General features: G+C 35.2%; 18 protein-coding genes. 6 read left to right on the top strand and 12 right to left on the bottom strand.

Translation table 11 applies throughout. The features are described 5' to 3' along the window. Positions 1 to 21: 21 nt before the first annotated feature. From truA to DN394_RS15395, 6 genes are all read right to left on the bottom strand, one after another. Entirely contained in the window at positions 22 to 759 is a 738-nt protein-coding gene (truA, locus tag DN394_RS15420; protein ID WP_097914629.1) for a tRNA pseudouridine(38-40) synthase TruA, read from the bottom strand. 56 nt (positions 760 to 815) lie between these two features. Beyond that, complete coding sequence (gene rlmD, locus DN394_RS15415; protein WP_149293947.1) at positions 816 to 2,195, bottom strand: 23S rRNA (uracil(1939)-C(5))-methyltransferase RlmD; 1,380 nt, start codon at positions 2,193 to 2,195, stop codon at positions 816 to 818. 10 nt (positions 2,196 to 2,205) lie between these two features. Next, positions 2,206 to 3,069 (bottom strand): DNA-3-methyladenine glycosylase family protein, encoded by an 864-nt coding sequence (locus tag DN394_RS15410; RefSeq protein WP_097914632.1) that lies wholly within the window; start codon positions 3,067 to 3,069, stop codon positions 2,206 to 2,208. Positions 3,070 to 3,128: 59 nt separating this feature from the next. Next, positions 3,129 to 3,911 carry a delta-lactam-biosynthetic de-N-acetylase gene (gene pdaA / locus DN394_RS15405; protein WP_000875955.1) on the bottom strand — a complete coding sequence of 261 codons (783 nt, stop codon included), beginning with the start codon at positions 3,909 to 3,911 and terminating at the stop codon, positions 3,129 to 3,131. Between the two features lie 126 nt (positions 3,912 to 4,037). After that, the gene (gene fumA, locus DN394_RS15400) at positions 4,038 to 5,558 is read right to left on the bottom strand and encodes a class I fumarate hydratase (protein ID WP_088110128.1); all 1,521 of its coding nucleotides are present in this window, start codon (positions 5,556 to 5,558) and stop codon (positions 4,038 to 4,040) included. 206 nt (positions 5,559 to 5,764) lie between these two features. Beyond that, positions 5,765 to 5,947 (bottom strand): SE1561 family protein, encoded by a 183-nt coding sequence (locus DN394_RS15395; protein WP_000513547.1) that lies wholly within the window; start codon positions 5,945 to 5,947, stop codon positions 5,765 to 5,767. A 213-nt stretch (positions 5,948 to 6,160) separates the two neighbouring features. Here DN394_RS15395 and yfkAB point away from each other — a divergent pair, with 213 nt between their 5' ends. Beyond that, complete coding sequence (gene yfkAB, locus DN394_RS15390; protein ID WP_000156029.1) at positions 6,161 to 7,288, top strand: radical SAM/CxCxxxxC motif protein YfkAB; 1,128 nt, start codon at positions 6,161 to 6,163, stop codon at positions 7,286 to 7,288. 118 nt (positions 7,289 to 7,406) lie between these two features. On the opposite strand, the gene DN394_RS15385 is transcribed toward yfkAB, so the two are convergent. Both DN394_RS15385 and cax read right to left on the bottom strand, forming a co-directional pair. Then, positions 7,407 to 8,204 (bottom strand): YfkD famly protein, encoded by a 798-nt coding sequence (locus tag DN394_RS15385; RefSeq protein WP_097914638.1) that lies wholly within the window; start codon positions 8,202 to 8,204, stop codon positions 7,407 to 7,409. Positions 8,205 to 8,285: 81 nt separating this feature from the next. Further along, entirely contained in the window at positions 8,286 to 9,341 is a 1,056-nt protein-coding gene (gene cax, locus DN394_RS15380; RefSeq protein ID WP_141475245.1) for a calcium/proton exchanger, read from the bottom strand. 179 nt (positions 9,342 to 9,520) lie between these two features. Between cax and DN394_RS15375 the strand changes: the two genes are divergently transcribed. The 3 genes from DN394_RS15375 to DN394_RS15365 all read left to right on the top strand — a co-directional run bounded on the left by DN394_RS15375 (position 9,521) and on the right by DN394_RS15365 (position 10,811). Then, positions 9,521 to 9,937: a pyridoxamine 5'-phosphate oxidase family protein gene (locus tag DN394_RS15375; RefSeq protein WP_000550224.1), complete on the top strand. Its 417-nt coding sequence runs from the start codon at positions 9,521 to 9,523 to the stop codon at positions 9,935 to 9,937. A 154-nt stretch (positions 9,938 to 10,091) separates the two neighbouring features. Next, positions 10,092 to 10,238 (top strand): BH0509 family protein, encoded by a 147-nt coding sequence (locus DN394_RS15370; protein ID WP_000817786.1) that lies wholly within the window; start codon positions 10,092 to 10,094, stop codon positions 10,236 to 10,238. A gap of 144 nt (positions 10,239 to 10,382) precedes the next feature. Continuing rightward, positions 10,383 to 10,811: an EamA family transporter gene (locus DN394_RS15365; protein WP_149293946.1), complete on the top strand. Its 429-nt coding sequence runs from the start codon at positions 10,383 to 10,385 to the stop codon at positions 10,809 to 10,811. Between the two features lie 8 nt (positions 10,812 to 10,819). Here the strand turns inward: DN394_RS15365 and DN394_RS15360 are convergent, their stop codons facing one another. Continuing rightward, a complete protein-coding gene (locus DN394_RS15360) occupies positions 10,820 to 11,416 on the bottom strand; it encodes a DedA family protein (RefSeq protein ID WP_046953695.1) in 597 nt (198 codons plus the stop codon). 474 nt (positions 11,417 to 11,890) lie between these two features. On the opposite strand from DN394_RS15360, the gene DN394_RS15355 reads away from it, so the two are divergent. Continuing rightward, the gene (locus tag DN394_RS15355) at positions 11,891 to 14,653 is read left to right on the top strand and encodes a tetratricopeptide repeat protein (RefSeq protein ID WP_098208875.1); all 2,763 of its coding nucleotides are present in this window, start codon (positions 11,891 to 11,893) and stop codon (positions 14,651 to 14,653) included. A gap of 42 nt (positions 14,654 to 14,695) precedes the next feature. Here DN394_RS15355 and lepB read toward each other — a convergent pair whose 3' ends face one another. From lepB to DN394_RS15340, 3 genes are all read right to left on the bottom strand, one after another. Next, positions 14,696 to 15,232 carry a signal peptidase I gene (lepB, locus tag DN394_RS15350; RefSeq protein WP_097914646.1) on the bottom strand — a complete coding sequence of 179 codons (537 nt, stop codon included), beginning with the start codon at positions 15,230 to 15,232 and terminating at the stop codon, positions 14,696 to 14,698. Between the two features lie 218 nt (positions 15,233 to 15,450). Beyond that, entirely contained in the window at positions 15,451 to 16,131 is a 681-nt protein-coding gene (locus DN394_RS15345) for a lysoplasmalogenase (RefSeq protein WP_076542154.1), read from the bottom strand. A 121-nt stretch (positions 16,132 to 16,252) separates the two neighbouring features. After that, positions 16,253 to 17,203 (bottom strand): DMT family transporter, encoded by a 951-nt coding sequence (locus DN394_RS15340; RefSeq protein WP_149293945.1) that lies wholly within the window; start codon positions 17,201 to 17,203, stop codon positions 16,253 to 16,255. A gap of 269 nt (positions 17,204 to 17,472) precedes the next feature. Here DN394_RS15340 and DN394_RS15335 point away from each other — a divergent pair, with 269 nt between their 5' ends. After that, positions 17,473 to 19,398 (top strand): heavy metal translocating P-type ATPase, encoded by a 1,926-nt coding sequence (locus DN394_RS15335; protein ID WP_046958163.1) that lies wholly within the window; start codon positions 17,473 to 17,475, stop codon positions 19,396 to 19,398. The last annotated feature ends 172 nt before the right edge of the window (positions 19,399 to 19,570 follow it).

Below are 19,570 nucleotides of genomic sequence, written 5' to 3'. Positions count from 1 at the left end.
GCTCGATTTTTTTATTGTTTATTAAAATTCAACATTCTCCAAATACAAACCACTCGCCTCAGCAAGACAATTAATTTGATTACGTTGTTTTTCCTCTAAAATATTTGGAATTGCTTCCGCATCTAATTGTCCTAATCCAACTTCAATTAATGCTCCAACAATTTTTCGTACCATGTTATGAAGGAATCCGTTACCACTTACTCTAATTTGTACAAATCCTGCTTCTTCCATCACTTCAAGTGTATATACTTCTCGAACCATAGACTTTTTCTTTGATTTCGCATTTGAAAAAGCAGTAAAATCATGTGAACCAACTAAATGTTTCGCAGCTTCTTTCATGCTTTTCACATTTAATTTTTTATTCACATGCATGCTGTATTTACGCATAAATGGATTTGTATGCTCTTCATTCCAAATTTTATAAAGATATGTTTTTGCTTTAGAATTGTAACGAGCATGGAAGCGATCTTGTACTTCTTCTACATTCGTAATGCTAATATCGTTGGGTAAATGTTGATTTAAATATTTTTTCACTTTCTGTTCCACTAACTTCTCATCACTTTGAAAATTAGCAACTTGATTCAAAGCATGTACACCCGCATCTGTTCTACTACAACCGATAATTTCAATTTCTTTTCCGATCATTTCAGATATGACACTCTCGATTTTTCCTTGAATTGTATTATCGTTATTACCGAGACGTTGCCATCCTTTAAAACGTGCACCATCGTACTGAATCGTTAATTTATAATTATTCATTTTACTCTCCTTCATAGAAAATATTCCCTCATATCGTGAGGGAATATGAATAAACTTTACTTTCTAACAAGCTTCACTACATTTTCTACATGGGCTGTATGTGGGAACATATCAACTGGTTGTACATATTCCACTTCATAACTCTTCATTAATGCTTGTACATCACGTGCTAATGAAGAAGGATTACAAGATACGTAAACAACTTGTTTTGGTTTCACTTTTAAAATTGTTTCCAGTAATTTATCATCGCAACCTGTACGAGGTGGATCGACAACAATTACCTCTGGACGCCATCCTTCTTTTACCCATTTCGGTAACCATTGTTCAGCTTTACCTGCTTCATATTTCGTATTTGTAAATCCGTGACGCTTCGCATTTTTTCTTGCATCTTCAATCGCTTCTGGAATTACATCCATACCACGTACTTCCGCTGCATCATTTGCAAGCCAAAGACCGATTGTACCAACACCACAATACGCATCTACAATTTTCTCATCGCCTGTTAAAGCAGCTGCTTTTTTCGCTTCATCGTATAAAACAACTGTTTGTTCTGGATTTAACTGGAAGAATGCACGTGCTGATAATTCAAATGATAAATCACCTAGTGTTTCTTGAATTACCTCTTTTCCAGCTAATTTAAATGTTTTATCACCGAAAATAACAGATGTTTTACGCCAGTTTACGTTTTGCATAATTGATTTAACAGCTGGCATCTGTTTTTGTACTTCTGCGATAAATTGATCTTTATTTGGTAATTCTTCTTTTGTTGTAATAAGTGTAACTTGTACTTCCCCTGTTTGAACTGCAGTACGTGTCACAATTGTGCGTACTAAACCTTTTTGTTTTTTCTCATTGTAAATAGAAACATTTAATTTTTCTAATATACGTCTTACAACTTTTGTCGCTTCATTCGTTGCTTTATGTTGAATCATACAGTGAGCAATATCAATTAACTGATGTGAGTTTTGCTTATACAGCCCTGTAATAACCTTTTCGTCTTTACGTCCCACTTGTAATTGACTCTTATTACGATAATGCCATGGGTTTTCCATACCAAGCGTTGGACGAATTTTTTCTTCCAAACTGTTGTTCATATACTTCTCGAATGCTTGTACGACGATATCACGCTTTTGATTTAATTGTTCTTTATAATCTAAATGTTGCAGCTGACAACCGCCACACTCTTCATATACCGGACATGGTGCTTTCACACGATGTGGTGAAGCTTTACGAACTTTTTTCACTTTCGCTTCAGCGAAGCCACGCTGAATTTTCGTTGTTTCAGCAACAACTTCTTCTCCTGGTAATGCCCCTGGAATGAAAACAACTTGTCTCTTAAAATAACCAACGCCTTCTCCGTTAATCCCAAGACGTTTAATTGTCACAGGAAACGTTTGACCAACTTCCAACTTACTCTCATGTTGCTTTTGTATCATTATTACACCTCTACTCTATACTTTTCCATAAATATAACGCTGCATAACTGCAGTATGGTTCACACTCTTGTTTCACTTTTTCTAAAAATACATCATCCGGTTTATCATCTAATTGAAATACACCTTGCACTGCACGCTGAATCCCAATGTCCGCTTTTGGAAACATATTCTTCCGTCCAAGCCCAAACATTAAAAAATTTTGCACTGTCCATGTACCAATCCCCCTAATTGGTAACAATTGTGCGGAAACCTCTTCATCCGTCCTAGTTTCTATACTCGCTAAATTTAATGTACCGCTGACAATACTTCGACCTAACCCTACTATATATTCAGCCTTTCGCTGACTAAACTTCTGCTCTCTCAATTCTTCTATTGAAATATTTGCTACTATTTCTGGAGTGGGGAAAAAGAATACACCGTTCTTCTCTGTTCCATATCGTTTCACAAACTGTTCTGTTAACACAGTAGCAAATTTCAAATTTATTTGTTGATGGATGATACAGCGAAGAAGACAAGCAAAATAATCAAACTCTAAAATAATTGGAGTATAAGCATATGTTTCAAATAGTGGACGTAATGATGTGTTTAAAAAATGATTTTGTATATCTTGAAACGGTTCATTCCAATGAAAAATGGCCCTCATTCGTTTCATGACTTTCTCTTGATCTCCTGCCTGACTAGAGATCCAAAACTGTGGATTTTGAACAGTACCAATCCCTTGCAAGCGAACAACAATCTGTTCCTCGTCTATACAAAGCGGGACATAAATGACTTTCTCATCTAATTGAATGACGTTAAGAGGATCAAAAGATAAACGTTTTAATACCTCTTCAAAATGATACGGATACTCTAACGTAACATGTTCGCTCCACATACGTTTCCCCATCCTTTTTACACATCATTATAGCATGAGAAAACCGCAAGCATACATGCTTACGGTTGATTGCTTTTTACTAAGTCATCTAGACTTTTAAAATGATACCCTTTCTCGCGCAAATCATCAATGATTTTCGCAAGTGCTTCTGCATTATCTTTTGATATTGCATGAAGTAATAAAACAGATCCTGGATGAATCATCGTCATTACATTATTATGTGCATATTGCCATCCTCTTTGCTCGTCCACTTTCCAATCCAAAAATGCAAGTGACCAAAATACATTATAATAGCCCATTTCTTTCGTAAGAGCTAACGTTCTTTCACTGAATACGCCGCGCGGAGGACGTACATATTTTACTTCTTTTTGCCCAGTTACTTTTTTTATTTCTTCCGTTACACTCGTTAATTCTTCACGAAGTTTCTCATCATTTACTGCTGTGAAATCAGGATGACTCCACGAATGGTTTCCAATAATATGTCCTTCATCCTTCATTCTTAACAATAAATCTTTTTGTGTTTTAATATAATGCCCAGTTACAAAGAAAGTTGCCGGTACTTTTTTCTCTTTTAATACATCTAAGATTTTCCCTGTGTATCCATTCTCGTAACCATTATCGAATGTTAAATAAATATCTTTTTTCTTTGTATCCCCTAAATAAAACCCACCATTTTTTTGTAGTAAATCTGTGTATAACTTTCCTGCATCTGGTACTGTTTCATTTTTAGGACGCGGGATTCCCCAGTTATGTGGAGTATTTGTATAAGCTAATGCTGAAACTGGAACAAGTGCCATCATAATTGAGAAAATGAGACCGATATATAACCATTTATATTTCATAAATAGTCTCCTTTCCATATATAATCGTACTTGTAGTTTCTGTTGCCGTGCATTCTTTCATGCTGAACATGTTTTTCTATATATACCAAAAAAATGCATCTCGAATCATTCGAGATGCATTTTTGTTTACTTAAATACTGGCTCTTTAAAGCTAGCTAATTTTTCAAGTGATGTTTTATCAACATCTGCATGTAAGCTATTACCATGAGAATCCATCGTTACAACTGCTTTAAATCCTTCGATACGTAAATGCCACATTGCCTCTGGAATACCAAATTGTAAGAAATCAACATCTTTTACTTCTTTAATACATTCAGCATAATATTGCGCTGCACCGCCAATTGCATTTAAATATACACCACCGTGCTCTTCTAAAGCCGCTAATGTTTTCGCACCCATACCACCTTTTCCAATGACAGCGCGAATACCGAATTTCTTCATAATATCGCCTTGGTACGGTTCTTCACGAATACTTGTCGTTGGACCTGCCGCTTTAATTTGCCAGTTTTCATTTTCATCTTTCACGACAACTGGACCACAGTGATAAATAACTTGTCCTTTTAAATCTACTGGACAATCGTTATCCATTAAATGCTTATGGATTGCGTCACGACCTGTATACATCATGCCATTAATTGTTACAACATCACCAACGCGAAGTTCACGAATTTGCTCTTCTGTAATTGGTGCTTGTAATACAATCTCACGTTGCTCTGTTTTTTCTTGCGCTTCTTGCTGAAGTGTATCCTCACCTTCTTGATATAGCCAATCCATAATTTCACCTGTTTCAGGATGGATTGTTACGCCAAGGCGGCGATATGCCCAGCAATTATACGCAACAGATACGTAGAAACTAGCTGGCAGACGATTATACACGCCAATTTTACAACCAAGTAAAGTTGTTTCTCCGCCAAATCCCATCGTACCAATGCCCAGCTTATTCGCATTTTCTAATACGTACTCTTCAAGTTTTTGTAACTCTGGTACTGGATTGACATCATCTAATGTACGGAATAATTGATTTTTTGCTAATTCGTAACCTGATGTGCGGTCTCCCCCGATACCAACACCAATTACACCTGCACTACAGCCTTGACCTTGCGCTTGATATACAGCGTGAAGAAGACATTTACGAATTCCTTCTAAATCACGGCCAGCGCGTCCAAGTCCTTCTAATTCACACGGTAAGCTATACTGAATATTTTTATTCTCACAGCCACCACCCTTTAGAATTAAGCGTGCATCAATATAATCTTTTTCCCATTGTTCAAACTTAATAACCGGTGTACCTGGTCCTAAATTATTTCCACTATTGTCTCCAAAAAGAGAATCAACAGAATTGGGACGAAGTTTACCATCTTTTGTCGCCCGCTCAAGCGCATTATAGATAGCTTCCTTCAACTTTAATTGATTCACACCAACTGGTGTATAAATTTTAAACGTTGGCATCCCTGTATCTTGGCAAATTGGCGAGATGTTATCATCAGCCATTTTAATATTATTCGTAATTGTGCCAAGTGCCATCGCAGAACGAGTCCCTGCATTTTCTCGTTCTTTCGCTTGTTGAATCGCACGACGAACATCTTTCGGTAAGTTCGTTGACGTTTCAACAATTAGTTGATACATGCTTTCTTGAAGCTTTTCCATTGTTACTTCCCCCTCAATTGTGAACGCTACCAAAACGTTATGAGCTGAAAATTCCATCGTTATGCTCTTCAGCTTTTTATTTGTTTCACGCTATTAAAGCATAAATGAAATTTTTCACAACTTGATTATACCTTTTTTTCTACCGTCCTTCTATTATCCATACAGAAAAAGGCTGCCAATTTTGCATTGGCAGCCTTTTTAATATATTATTCGTCTTTTTTAAATTGCTCACATTTTAATTCTAATTCATCTAACATCGCAAGAAGACGATCCACATCTTCTAACTCTACTTCTTCAGGTTCAATTGTATCAATTACTTCAATGAACATATTTAAACGTTCTTTTAAATATACTAGTTGTGAATCTTTATCCTCAATTGCTTTTCCCATGAAGGCACTCTCCTTTTAATTCGAGTTGCTTTTATTATACCGCAAAAATGATTGCTATGGGCATGAAATTTCATCAATTTTGTCACAGTCATTCATTCAAATGTAAGCCCTCTCTCTTTTTTCACAAAAAAGTTTCACTTTATAAAAAGTACATATTCTTCTATTATAGAGAATGGACAAATTGTTATTTCAATAGTCAAAGGAGTATTTCATATGACGATATCACAAAAAATGAAGCCGATTACTCCTTCTTACGATCCATGGGAAGCGTATATGGACCTTGAAGAGTACGGCAAACTACTATTAACAAACGTTGAGTTTACAACGACAACGTTATGCAATATGCGTTGCGAGCATTGTGCTGTTGGTTACACATTACAGCCGAAAGATCCAAATCCGCTTCCGATGGAGCTTTTATTAAAACGATTAGATGAGATTCCTCATTTACGTTCTTTAAGTATTACTGGCGGAGAACCAATGCTTTCAAAGAAATCCGTCGACAACTATGTAACACCACTCTTAAAATACGCCCATGAACGAGGCGTTCGCACTCAAATCAACTCAAACTTAACTATAGATTTAGCACGTTACGAACAGATTATTCCTTATTTAGACGTATTGCATATATCTCATAACTGGGGAACAATTGATGACTTCGTTGAAGGTGGATTTGCAATGATGGAACGTAAGCCTACTTATGAACAACGTGCAAAATTATTTGAACGAATGATTACAAATAGTAAAGCTCTATCAGATGCAGGTGTACTCGTATCAGCTGAAACGATGTTAAACAAAAGGACTCTACCACATATTGAACATATTCATCGTCAAATTGTCGAAGAGATGGGCTGTAAACGTCATGAAGTTCACCCGATGTATCCGAGTGACTTTGCGAGCAATCTAGAAATTTTAACAAAAGCTGAAATTCGTGATGCAATTGAGCATTTACTAGAAATTCGCGATGAAAATGTATGGATGTTATTTGGAACTTTACCTTTCTACGCTTGTAGCGATGACGAGCGAGACATTGCCACATTTAAGAAATTACAAGAAAGCAAAAATGTAACAGTTCGTAACGATCCAGATGGTCGTTCTCGTTTAAACGTCAACATTTTCGATGGAAATATTATTGTAACTGATTTCGGTGACGTTCCCCTTCTAGGTAACGTACAAACAAACACACTACAAGAAGCGTATGACAAATGGAGTGCTTCAAAAACAGCACAATCATTAAGCTGTCACTGTCCTGCAGTAAAATGCCTTGGACCAAATGTTCTTGTAAAAAATAGTTACTATCCGACAGAAGATTTCTTATCAAAAACAGCAAACATAACATTTTAAAGTTCAACTTTAATCAGTGGGGGTTTTGTTCATTCCCCACTGATTATTAGTTGAACCAATTGCCCACAAATAGCGGGATAAATAAAAACGTCAGCTTATAAGCTGACGTTTTTTCATATTATTGCGAGTGAGAAGAAGAAATGAATTTAAAATACAAATGATCGTGAATTGGAATAGCAGCTCCGATTCCTTGTGAGGTAATATTTTTTACTACAAGCCTCTTTTGATTTCCTTTTAACACAAGGTACACTTCTCCAAATGTTACTTTTCCTTTTTCATTTACTGCTGGTGTATAAGCGTATAAATATCCAAGTTGACTCGGACTAATATTATACACACGCTCATGTCCAGTACCATAACCAATGGTCGTTTTAAATGAAAGCGGCAATTGTACTTTTTCAAGTGCTTTGAGAAGCATCATTTTTTTCACATCCGCAGTATTTTTCATATCTGCTGTTAAATCACCTTCAACCGTCTTTTGCGTTTCTTGCTTATAGCGTAGCGGATATAAGCGATCTCCTCCGCGATTATCGTACACATTGCGATTTACTTGTTTATATTCCCAATTAATCGATGTATCAACCGATTCATAATTTAAAGCCCATTGACCTAAATAAATCTTCGCTCGGTACCCTACCGCAAGCGGCGCATTCGAAATTGTCGTTTCATTAAACATTCGAATTAAGTCCGGATTTTCAATTTTAATATTTGCTGTTTTCAATAGTTCTTGAGCAAACTTACTCGGTTGTAAGCGCGGCAAATCTTGCGCATCATTTGGAAACGTATTGTCTTTAGAAATATTTAAAACAGATGAAGGCACTTTTGTTTCTACCGTTGTCTTTGCAAAACTCATGTTAGGAAATAATAGAATAAACGAGACCATAGTTGAAAGACATATGCTGTATACTCGTTTCACCTGTCTGGCTCCTTCCTACGTAAAGGTATATATACTACTTTGTTTATTGTTTTCTCTCAATACAATTGTTATGCCTATTTTTCATAATAAATAAAAACCAATTCCCATAATGACATACGCCGCTAATAAAGTACCGCCTTCAAACCAATTTGTATCTCCATCATTTGAAATCGCAATCGTTAAGAAAACAGCTGTAATCATAGAAACAAGTTCTGGTATTGTAAATACTAAAGGCATCCTTTGTGCAAAGAACATAGAAAGCAGTACTAATACAGGAGCAACAAACATGGCAATTTGCAACGTAGAACCGACTGCAATTTCAACTGCAATATTTACTTTATTTTTATACGCCATAATAATTGCAGATGCATGTTCCGCTGCATTCCCAACAATTGCAACGATAATAACCCCTATAAATAACTCTGACCAACCAAATGACTTTGCAACTGTCTCAAATGTATGCACAAGCGCCTCTGACACATAAGCTACCGCAATTGTCGCTATCGCTAAAATGAGTAGCGCTTTACCTTTCGACCACTCTGGCTCTTCCTCATGAGCTACTTCGTCACTTTTATGCTGATATACACCACGATGCGTAACGAGCTTAAATAGCAATGCAGCAAGGTACATAATAATCATGATAATAGACACACCGATGCTTAATTGATACGTCTTTCCAGCATCCATCTTCATTGAAAAAATCTCTGGAATAACAAAAGCTACTACTACAGCAAAGATTAATAAAGCTGAATTATGCCTTGCATCATATACATTAAAACTTTGTCTTTTGTATTTAAGCCCTCCTATAAAGAAGGATAGCCCTCCTACTAATAATAAATTCCCAAGTACAGAACCCGTTAAAGAGGCTAATACAACCTCAATTAATCCTGCCTGAAGTGCAAAAATCGAAATAATCAGTTCAACAGCATTACCGAAAGTAGCATTTAATAATCCGCCTATTCTAGGTCCAGAGACAATTGCCAAACTTTCTGTCGCTCTCCCCATAAAACCCGCTAAGGCGATAATAGTAATGCAATACACAGCGAACATAATTGTTTGAGGCCAATGAAGCATTTTTCCAAGTACAGAAAGTGGTACCCCGATCAGCGCTATTATAAGAAATATTTTATTAAACATGCTTTTCATCCTTCCATCGTATGTATTTCTCCTCGATATTATTATTATTCTTCTCCTAACTTGTCCGATTTCATCACAATTACGTTTAAAAAATCGGATTGAAGAAAACAGTATGAAAGATATTTAAATTATCTTGTTTAAACGGAGAAAACAATAAATTATGAACAGGGGTTAAAAGCATGCATTTAAAAGAAAAAATTGAAACTATTATTTGCGGTCAACGAACTGGTGTATTATCTACTGTACGTGAAAATAAACCTCATAGTACCTTTATGATGTTTTTCCACGAAGATTTTGTGTTATATGTTGCAACAGATCGGAAATCAAAAAAGATAACAGATATCGAAAACAATCCAAATGTACATGTACTACTTGGACGTGAAGGAAAAAAATTAGATGAAGATTATATTGAAGTTGAAGGCTTAGCTTCCATCGAGGAAGACTCCACATTAAAAAACAAGTTTTGGAATAATAGCTTAAAACGCTGGTTACTTGGTCCTGAAGACCCTAATTACGTATTAATAAAAATCAATCCCGACACAATTTATTACATCGATGGTGCTGGTACGACGGAGCCCGAGTTTTTACGACTATAAAATAAAACAAGCCCCCTTTAGGTGGGCTTGTTTTGTCGAAAAGTTCTTCTGAAAAAAACAATAAAATAGGTGGAACTTTCTAAAGATTCTGTTATATAATAGCAGTAACTTAAATAAACTGTATTAAAACAGATTGAGAGGAGAAATAAAATTGATGAAAAGAGAAGAACGCAAAAACATGATTGAGTTTATTGAAAAGAAAAAAGGGATTGAGCGTGATGAATTATTGTTTATGACAGACGATGAAGTAGAACATATTTATAATGTAACGTACTTTTTGTATGAGGAAATTGCAGAGTAGTATAATAATCCCCACCTTATTAGCAATATAAGGTGGGGATTATTTCGTTATTTGCGGGGCGGTAAAATCCCACTGATTAAAGTTTCACTTTATACGTGAGAATGGTTTTCATGTATAATAATGTAAGATTGGAGGAATTTTACTATGAGTTCATGGCTCTTATTCGCACTATTATCAGCAATCGCTGCTGCCCTTGTATCTATTTTCGGAAAGATTGGTTTAGATGGAATCGATGCCAACGTTGCAACAACGGTTCGTTCTATTATTATGGCATTATTTATGGTGGGCGTTATTATTATCCAAGGTAAATTTCAAAATATCGGCGACGTACTGATAAATAAAAAAGCACTGCTCTTTATCACATTAAGTGGCGTTGCAGGTGCTTCGTCATGGCTATTTTATTTTCTTGCCCTCAAAACAGGGAAAGTCTCACAAGTGGCTCCTATCGATAAATTAAGCGTCGTATTTTCTATCATCCTCGCGATGATTATACTCGGTGAAAAGTTAAACTTTATGACTGGCGTTGGTGTAGTCTTTATTACAGCTGGTGTATTATTTATTGCTTTCAGCTAAAAAAACCGCTAATAGCGGTTTTTCTTTTTCTTTATATAAAACCATACAATACATGTAACAACTACTGAAATGAATAAAATCCATACTCCGTAATGATGTAGGCTATACTCAACGAAACGCCACTTCTCTCCTAACTTCCAGCCAAGTCCAATAAAAACACTTATCCAAATAAGTGCACCACCGTAAGCGTACAAACAAAAACGCCAAAGTGTTAAATTCGACATCCCAGCAAAATATGCTGTTAAATGACGTACTCCCGGGATAAAGTAACCAATCATTAAAAGAAATGGTCCATATTTTTCAAATAAAATATGTGTTTTTTCAATGTGATGTTCTTTAATTCTAATCTTCGGCCCATATTTTTTTAAAACAGGGAGCCCAAGTTTTAAACCTAATATGTAGCTTAATGTAATACCTAACATCGCACCAGCCATCCCGCTTAAAAAAGCAGCAGTTCCTGACATAACTCCTTTAGAAACGTTATAACCAACGAAGGTCAATAAAAACTCGTCTGGTATCGGTAATCCAACAATTCCACCGGCCAACGCTATAATAATTCCAAAATACCCATAATGCGCGATTAACTCGCCAATATGTTGTTCCATTCGGAAAACACATCCTATGCACGATCGTTATTCCACATTGTGCCCTTTCTATCTTTCAGACAAACATGGTATACATATTCACTATACATTGTTTTTATAATGAACTCTACTTCTATCCATTCCTTTAGCAGGAAGAAAGTGAACCATTAATCAGTGGTGATTTGTTCATCCTCACTAATTTTTAGCACACACCAATTGTGTGCACGACTCCCTCCTACTTCCCTTGTATTCACCGCTTTTTGAAGTGCTAGTCTTACTACACGCAAATAGCGGGATTAAAAAATAAAAATTCATATGCTTGTTTTTTTGTTACAATAAAGGAAAGTTACTTTTCGCAACGGTTTAACTCTCAGGAAAAATGATATATCTAGCAAAAACATAGTTTGGTCGATATAATGCAACTTCTACCTATTAAAAGAACATACACCCTTTACATACAACATCATTTTTCTAAATTATACAGGGGGAACGAACATGACCATTGAAAATCAATTTATCCAAAAGGTTTACTATAAAACATTTTTAACAGAAGAAACTTCTACTCCAGTATCAGAAGTACTCGGTGAAGCATATATAAATGAATCTACAAATGAATTCTCCAACATTTCTAATATCCGCTTTGCTCAAGGTGAATTTTATTACCAAAATAAAGACTTTGAAGCAGCGATATTTAAATGGGAGAAAGTAAATAACGAACTTGCACTTTGGGCAACCAAAAATATTGCAGATTCTTATTTTGAACTAGGATTCTTGCCAAAAGCAGAAGAGATTTATCAATCTATTCAAACGGAAGATACAACTCTTACAATGGAAGTTTCCTTACAACTTCTTTCTCTTTACATCGAACAAGAACGTTTAGGTCTAGCATTTAAGACAATTAGTGAGGCTGTTGCATTTCAACCTGACTATCCTAATATCACTGCAATTGCTCGCTCATTCTATGAAAAACAAGAAGATTGGAATAACGCCATCGAACTTGCCGTTCAAGAAGGAATTCGAACAAAATCATTACACTGGTTCGATACTTTAATCAATTATGTGAATCAAGGATTCACGAAACAAATCAAACCAGAATATTTCTATGAGTCTTTAAAAGCTTTATATGCAATTGATCAAGTCCAATTTAAAGAACTTGTTATTGCGCTTTGGAACAGCTATCAAAATGAAAACTTGTATCTACCTTGGATTCAAACAATAAATCATTTATTCTTACATATTGAAACAGACAACAATGACGATTGGCATGAAATTGTTGAACGCTATCAAGATACGTACTTTGAGTTAATTACTGGTGAGCATTTCATGCATGAAATGCAGGGACTTGTACCAGATTTATTAACAAATTGGTTTAGTTTAACGAAAGCAAAAGATGCCCTATTTGTCTCTGCTGCAGTGTTAGCATGGAATGAAGTTTCACCTACAACTTTAGAGTCATTACTCGTAAAAAGTGCTGGAGCCCTACTTTCTAATTCAACAGCTGAAACAAATGTAAATATGGAAACAGTTTCTCATTTATTCGAAACAATTGCTGTATGGGCTGAAAAAAACGATGTGGATTTAAGTCATCAATTTACGTTACTCGTTCACGAACTGTGTGATTTAAATGTTACACAATTACTAATAGCGGGAACTACTGACCAGGATAAATCATCATTCATCAATTCAATATTAGGAGAGAACATCTTAACTGAGACTGTAACAACTCCTATTCTATTTAAAGATGATAGCCAAACTGAAATAACAGAATTCACTGCGTTAGATGTACACAATATACCTAGCTTTGATGAATTCCATCAAAGAATGGCTACACCTTCCGAATCAGAACTTGAGAAAAAATGTATAGAAATTAAGTTACCAAGTAGATTTTTAAGAAAAAATAAATTTGCATTTCTTGTTACGCCACCTGTTCAAGGGCAAGTGGATAAAAACAGCTCATATTTTGAATACTTACAAGCAGCAGATAGCCTTATTTACGTATTAAATTCTGCTTCACCATTACATGGTGAAGAACTTGATACATTACTTTATTTACGTGAACAAGTGCCAAATTTACAAATTCATTTCGTATTACACACAAATAATACGACCAATAATGAAAAACTAATGAGTAAGATTAAAGTCCATTTCCCAAATGCACAGTTCTTCCCATACTCTCCTTCACAAGAGAGTAGCCAGCAACTTGGAGACGTAACAGAGTCTATTCTTTCTAATCTAGCAGAACGTAACATGGAACAAGAACGTATAGAAAAACTAATATGGTTTACTCAAAAGACAATCGCATACCTTGTAAATGAACGTGTGGAGTTAGAAAATACATTAGTGAAATCCGTACGCTGGAATAAACATATCTCAGTTAAATTAAATGGATTTATTAACAACCTTACTGCTCTTGAAAAAGATAAAATTCGTTCTATTACAGAATCTTATCTTTTAACGAAAGAAGAAATCACACGAGATATCCATTCTCAAATTCCTGAATTATTACAGAGTTGTTCTGACCTTGTTCAAGAAGATAGCGACTTCAAATTAGTTCATGAAGAATTAAATGCTGCGATGAACGAACGAGTTCAAAAACATGTACAACAAGTGCTTCTTCCTAAATTTACTGGTTCTATTCAAGAGTGGATTGAAACAGCTCATAATGAATTTATTCAAGCTCAATCTTATTTAGATGAAATGAGTGAAACGTTTAATAAATTATATAAAGAAGAACGCATGAAACTTCCTTGTGATTTCAAATTACTAGATGATTGGCATCGAGATGTTGTACGCATGACAAATAGAATTACAGTAACGAACATCAATATTTTATTACGCTTTACACCGACACAATTTTTCTTAAAAAGTGCGGGAAAACTATTTGGTAACATGCAAAAAAATCAGTCTATGCTCGCAAACAAATATAAACAATACATTGAAACGGAAGACTATACGGAAATTGCTCAAACAATCTCAAAACAATTCTTCCTTCAATTTGAAGTATTTGAAGGCGCATTAGAACGAGATATCATGATGTTCTTTAAAGATCCACTTAGCATATTGAAACAAAATGTAGAAGCCGCTCAACTTGAAATACAGGAAGACGAGCAAACATTAGCAACATTAAGAAGCAACCCAGAAACTTATCACGATCCGTTAGCATTCTTTAAACTGCAACTATTGCAACACAAATTCGTTTTAAGTACAAACAAAAACAATGAAGACGTCTATGAATTTAATGAGTCTCCTACGATTTAACATAAAAAACCAAGCAAATTTCAGTTTGCTTGGTTTTTTACTTTAATTCATTATTTTCATATGTTCAATTGGATAATAAATTGCCGCTAATTCTCCTAATACATCTTCTCTATCAATAAGTCCCAAACCATTTCTACTATCTCTGCTTATTAGGCGATTATCTCCCATAACAAAAATCTTATTTTTAGGAACTGTAATCGGTCCAAAGTCCTCTGTTAAATTCATAAGTTTTTTTTCAGCTTGTTTTTTATTACTATACAAATACGCTTCCTGTGTCACTTCATGATTCACATATAATTGATCATTTCTCACCTCGATTACATCGCCAGGCAAACCAATAACCCTTTTCACATAAAAATTATCCGTCTTCACAACAATAATATCTTCTCTCCCATAACTTTCAAACTGCTTTGCTAACTTATTAACAATCAGCTTATCCCCATCTTGTAACGTCGGCTTCATGGACGCTCCTTTTACAGTCGTAGGAAAAAACACAAAAATTTTCGCTAAAAACAATAACAAACATGCAATTGCAATTGTTCCAAAGAATTCACGCAAACGTTTTTTCTTTTGCATCATTCCACCATCTCATCATCTTTTTACTTTTATTATAAGGAATTCAACCGTAAAATTTCCACAAAATTCTGAATTATAAAATCATAATATTACAAACTTAAAATAACATCCTCATAAATTTATTATTTTTATATACCATAATCTATATTTATCTCACTATTTGCGAGCAGTAAAAAAGATACTCTCAAAATAGTCTATCCACTATTTTTGAGAGTATCTTTTTATATTCCCACATATACAATACACATTTGAGCCGCTACATATGTAAACCAAATCCAAAGTGGTTCATACTTTAATTTGCGCCCTCCAATATCTGTCACGCCTATAATAAAATCAGAAATCACAAATAGTAAACCACCAAAAGCCGGTATCCACCATATTCCTGTATTCTCATAGTATAGGGCGAATGCAAAGCAAGCCATTCCTCCAACCCACAATCCGTAAATTAGAGCTCCTATCGTAAACAATTTATCTTGTTTATCATTTCGTATAAAAAAGAACCATCCTATAATTAGAAAGAGTCCGTATACGAGTAAACCAATCCAAAAACCACTCCATGAGATGCCTGTTTGCAAAAATGCTTTTACATAAAAACAATGAGCAAGCGCGAAAGTAATCATCCCTCCAATTAATCGATGACCAATTGGAATCAAACCTGCCATAAATAAATCTCCTACAGTTGATAACGTCATACCTAGTGCAACCCACGTACTATACGCTACTGATGGATCTTGTAACCATATCCAAATTGCACTCCCTGTTAAAGAAAAACTAAGAATAAGACGCACCGCTAAAGGTAACGGCATATTATTTCTTGTTTTTTTTGTCTGTCCTATTGCGTACATTGCACCAATTAAAAAAAGAATGATTTGTCCAATTAACACCATGTAAAGTAGATTCATAACATGTTCTCCTCAATAAATGCTTTTTGTATCTTTTTTCGTTACACCTAGTCTATTATCCTTTTTCTATATAAAAAAGAAGAACAGTACTGTTCTTCCATTGTAATCGTTTTCCTATTATCTATGCTACTTGTTTTTCGTTCGCCCTTTTCTGCTTAGCTGTCGTCCGATTCACCACGATAATTCCCGCGGCTACACATGCCAAACCGAATAATACAAATGAATGAATTGCTTCTCCTAAAATCATGCTCGATAACAACACACCAAATACGGGTATAAAGAACATGTACATTGATACTTTTCCAACCTTGTTGTACTTCATAATTGTATTCCAAATGCAAAAGCCTGCTGCTGATAAGAAAGATAAATAGATAAGCATAAATATTGCATGTACACTAAATGTAAATGGCATAACTCCAACTTGCAGAGCTCCTATACATAATAGCCCGATAGAACCAAAAATCATTTGGTATGCCGTCATATAGCCAATATCTAATGTTTTACTACCTTCTTTCGCCAATATGTTTCCATATGAATACAACATTGCTGCACTAAGAAGTAATAAGCTGCCGATTCCGAAATGGAATGACAAACTACCATCACTCGGTACATTTACTAAAATGACACCACAAAAGCCGATAGAGACCCCAATTATTTTTCTCATATTGAGCGCATCATCTTTATATAAAAAGTGCGCAAGTAAAATTTGAAAGAATGATGATGTTCCTGAAATGATAGCTCCTTCAATGCCAGAACTATAACTCATTCCAATATAAAAACATATATATTGAAGAAATGTTTGAAATAAACCAATTTGTACTAACTGTTTCCCCGTTCCTTTTTTGAAGCTCATATCTTTTCCTAACACTTTAAAGAAGAATAAGAGCATGACTCCAGATAAAAAGAAACGATAACCAGCAAATAATATTTGCTCCCCAACTTCTTGTGGCTGAATTCCAAGTTCAGCATAACTTAATTTAATAAACGGGAATGCGCTCCCCCATAAAAAAGTCGCTACTATTGCAGCAATTAGTACGCCAATCGGATGGGTAAAAAATTTCTCTGTCTTCACTTGTTGTCTTCCTTTCCGATCTTTTTATGAACAATATTCATATATACCAAAGGAAGTGTGAAAACACAAGTTTTCAGTTTATACGCAAACAAAACATATCATCTAACGAAAACATATGCTATACTATAGAATAATTACAACATAATAACTATTAAAATCAGATTCAACAGAAATGCTGCTATCCATTATGGATGGCAGCTTTCGTCGTTTTATAGGGCTTTCGATTTTGATTCTTTTTCTCAATAAGAATTTGGAAGGAGCGAGTAGTAATGAACTCAGAAGTAAAAACATTACAAGTACAAAAGTCTATTTCTCATCCCTCTTTATGGGATACATTAAAGAAACATTATGAACTTATATTTGCAATCGCATCTGGTATTTTCATTTTAGCTGGTTGGTTATTCACAAAGAACGATGCAATGAATGTAGGCATTACTTGCTATATCCTTGCTTATATAGTTGGTGGATATGCAAAAGCGAAAGAAGGTATTGAAGATACCATTGAAGAGAAAGAGCTAAATGTCGAAATGCTCATGCTCTTTGCTGCTATCGGTGCTGCAATCATTGGTTACTGGGCAGAAGGTGCAATTTTAATCTTTATCTTCGCACTAAGCGGTGCGATGGAATCTTATACATTAAGTAAAAGTCAAAAAGAAATTTCAGCGCTTCTTGATTTACAACCTGAAGAAGCATTACGTATTTCAAATGGAACGGAAGAACGTGTTCCTGTTGGACGATTACAAATTAACGACATTATTTTAATTAAGCCAGGTGAGCGCGTTCCTGCTGACGGTACGATTCATAACGGTGAAACAAATATCGATGAAGCAGCAATTACTGGAGAACCTATTCCAAATGAAAAAAAACATGGCGATGAAGTATTTGCCGGTACTGTAAATTTACGCGGTGCTATCGAAGTTAAAATTACGAAGCCGAGCGATCAAACATTATTCCAAAAGATTATCCGTCTCGTCCAAAGTGCACAAAGTGAAAAATCACCATCACAACTATTCATCGAAAAATTTGAAGGAACATATGTAAAAGGGGTACTACTCGTTGTTGCGCTTATGATGTTCGTCCCTCATTTCTTACTTGACTGGAGCTGGAATGAAACATTTTATCGCGCTATGATCTTACTTGTAGTCGCATCTCCTTGTGCACTCGTTGCTGCTATTACACCAGCAACGTTATCTGCAATTTCTAACGGAGCAAGAAATGGAATTCTCTTTAAAGGTGGCATACATTTAGAACGCCTAGCTTCAGTAAAAGCGATCGCCTTTGATAAAACCGGAACATTAACAGAAGGTAAACCTACTGTAACAGATGTATATGTTCGAGAAAATATAACAGAAAAAGAAGTACTTTCTATTACAGCAGCAATTGAAAGTCACTCTACACATCCTTTAGCTGAATCTATCGTTAAATATGCACAACATGCGTATGACATTACATTAAAAAAACCAGAAAATGTTGAAGATGTAACTGGTTTTGGGCTAAAAGGAATATTCGAAAACAAAGCTTATAAAATAGGTAAAGCTGATTTTATTGGTGAAGAAACAAAGACATTTCATAATGGTATTTCTGTCTCACTTGAAAAAGAAGGTAAAACTGTCGTTTATATTAGTGATGAGAGAGGCATTCTTGGACTTATCGCTTTAAAAGATACGCTTCGCCAAGAAACAATAGCTGCTATTCGCGAATTACAAAGCATCGGTGTCGAAGCAATTATGATTACTGGAGATAATGAAGAAACAGCAAAAGCAATTGCCTCCGAAAGTAATATAAAGGAATATTACGCATCATGCTTACCAGAAACAAAAGTTGAAACAATTAAAAAGCTAAAAGAAAAATACGGGACGGTAGCAATGGTCGGCGATGGTATAAATGATGCTCCTGCACTCGCTACTGCTAGCATTGGTGTGGCAATGGGTGAAGGAACAGACGTTGCTTTAGAAACTGCAGACGTTGTACTTATGAAGAACGAATTATCTCGACTTTCCCAAGCAATCCGTTTATCAAAACGAATGAACCGTATTGTAAAGCAAAATGTAATCTTTTCACTAGCTGTAATTGCAATGCTGATTTGTTCAAATTTCATGCAATCTTTAGCTCTTCCATTCGGTGTTATTGGGCATGAGGGAAGTACGATTCTTGTCATTTTGAATGGCTTACGATTATTACAAGGAAACAAATAAAACGGGTCCCTCATAAAGGGCCCGCTTTTTTTAATGGTAGCTATTATGCCCGTTCGCACTACCACTCGTTTTATGCTTTGGATGCGAACTACTCTTTTGTTTATTGTTATTTTTATTGTTGTGATTCTTTTTATTATTACTCATGAAATATCCCCCCTGTTCCTTATTATTA

It is taken from the genome of Bacillus sp. BB081 (assembly GCF_008368895.1).
In the GTDB taxonomy this organism is placed as follows: Bacteria; Bacillota; Bacilli; order Bacillales; family Bacillaceae_G; genus Bacillus_A; species Bacillus_A wiedmannii.
The sequence above is the reverse complement of the archived record's forward strand: the minus strand, read 5'-3'. Positions and strand labels throughout refer to the sequence as shown.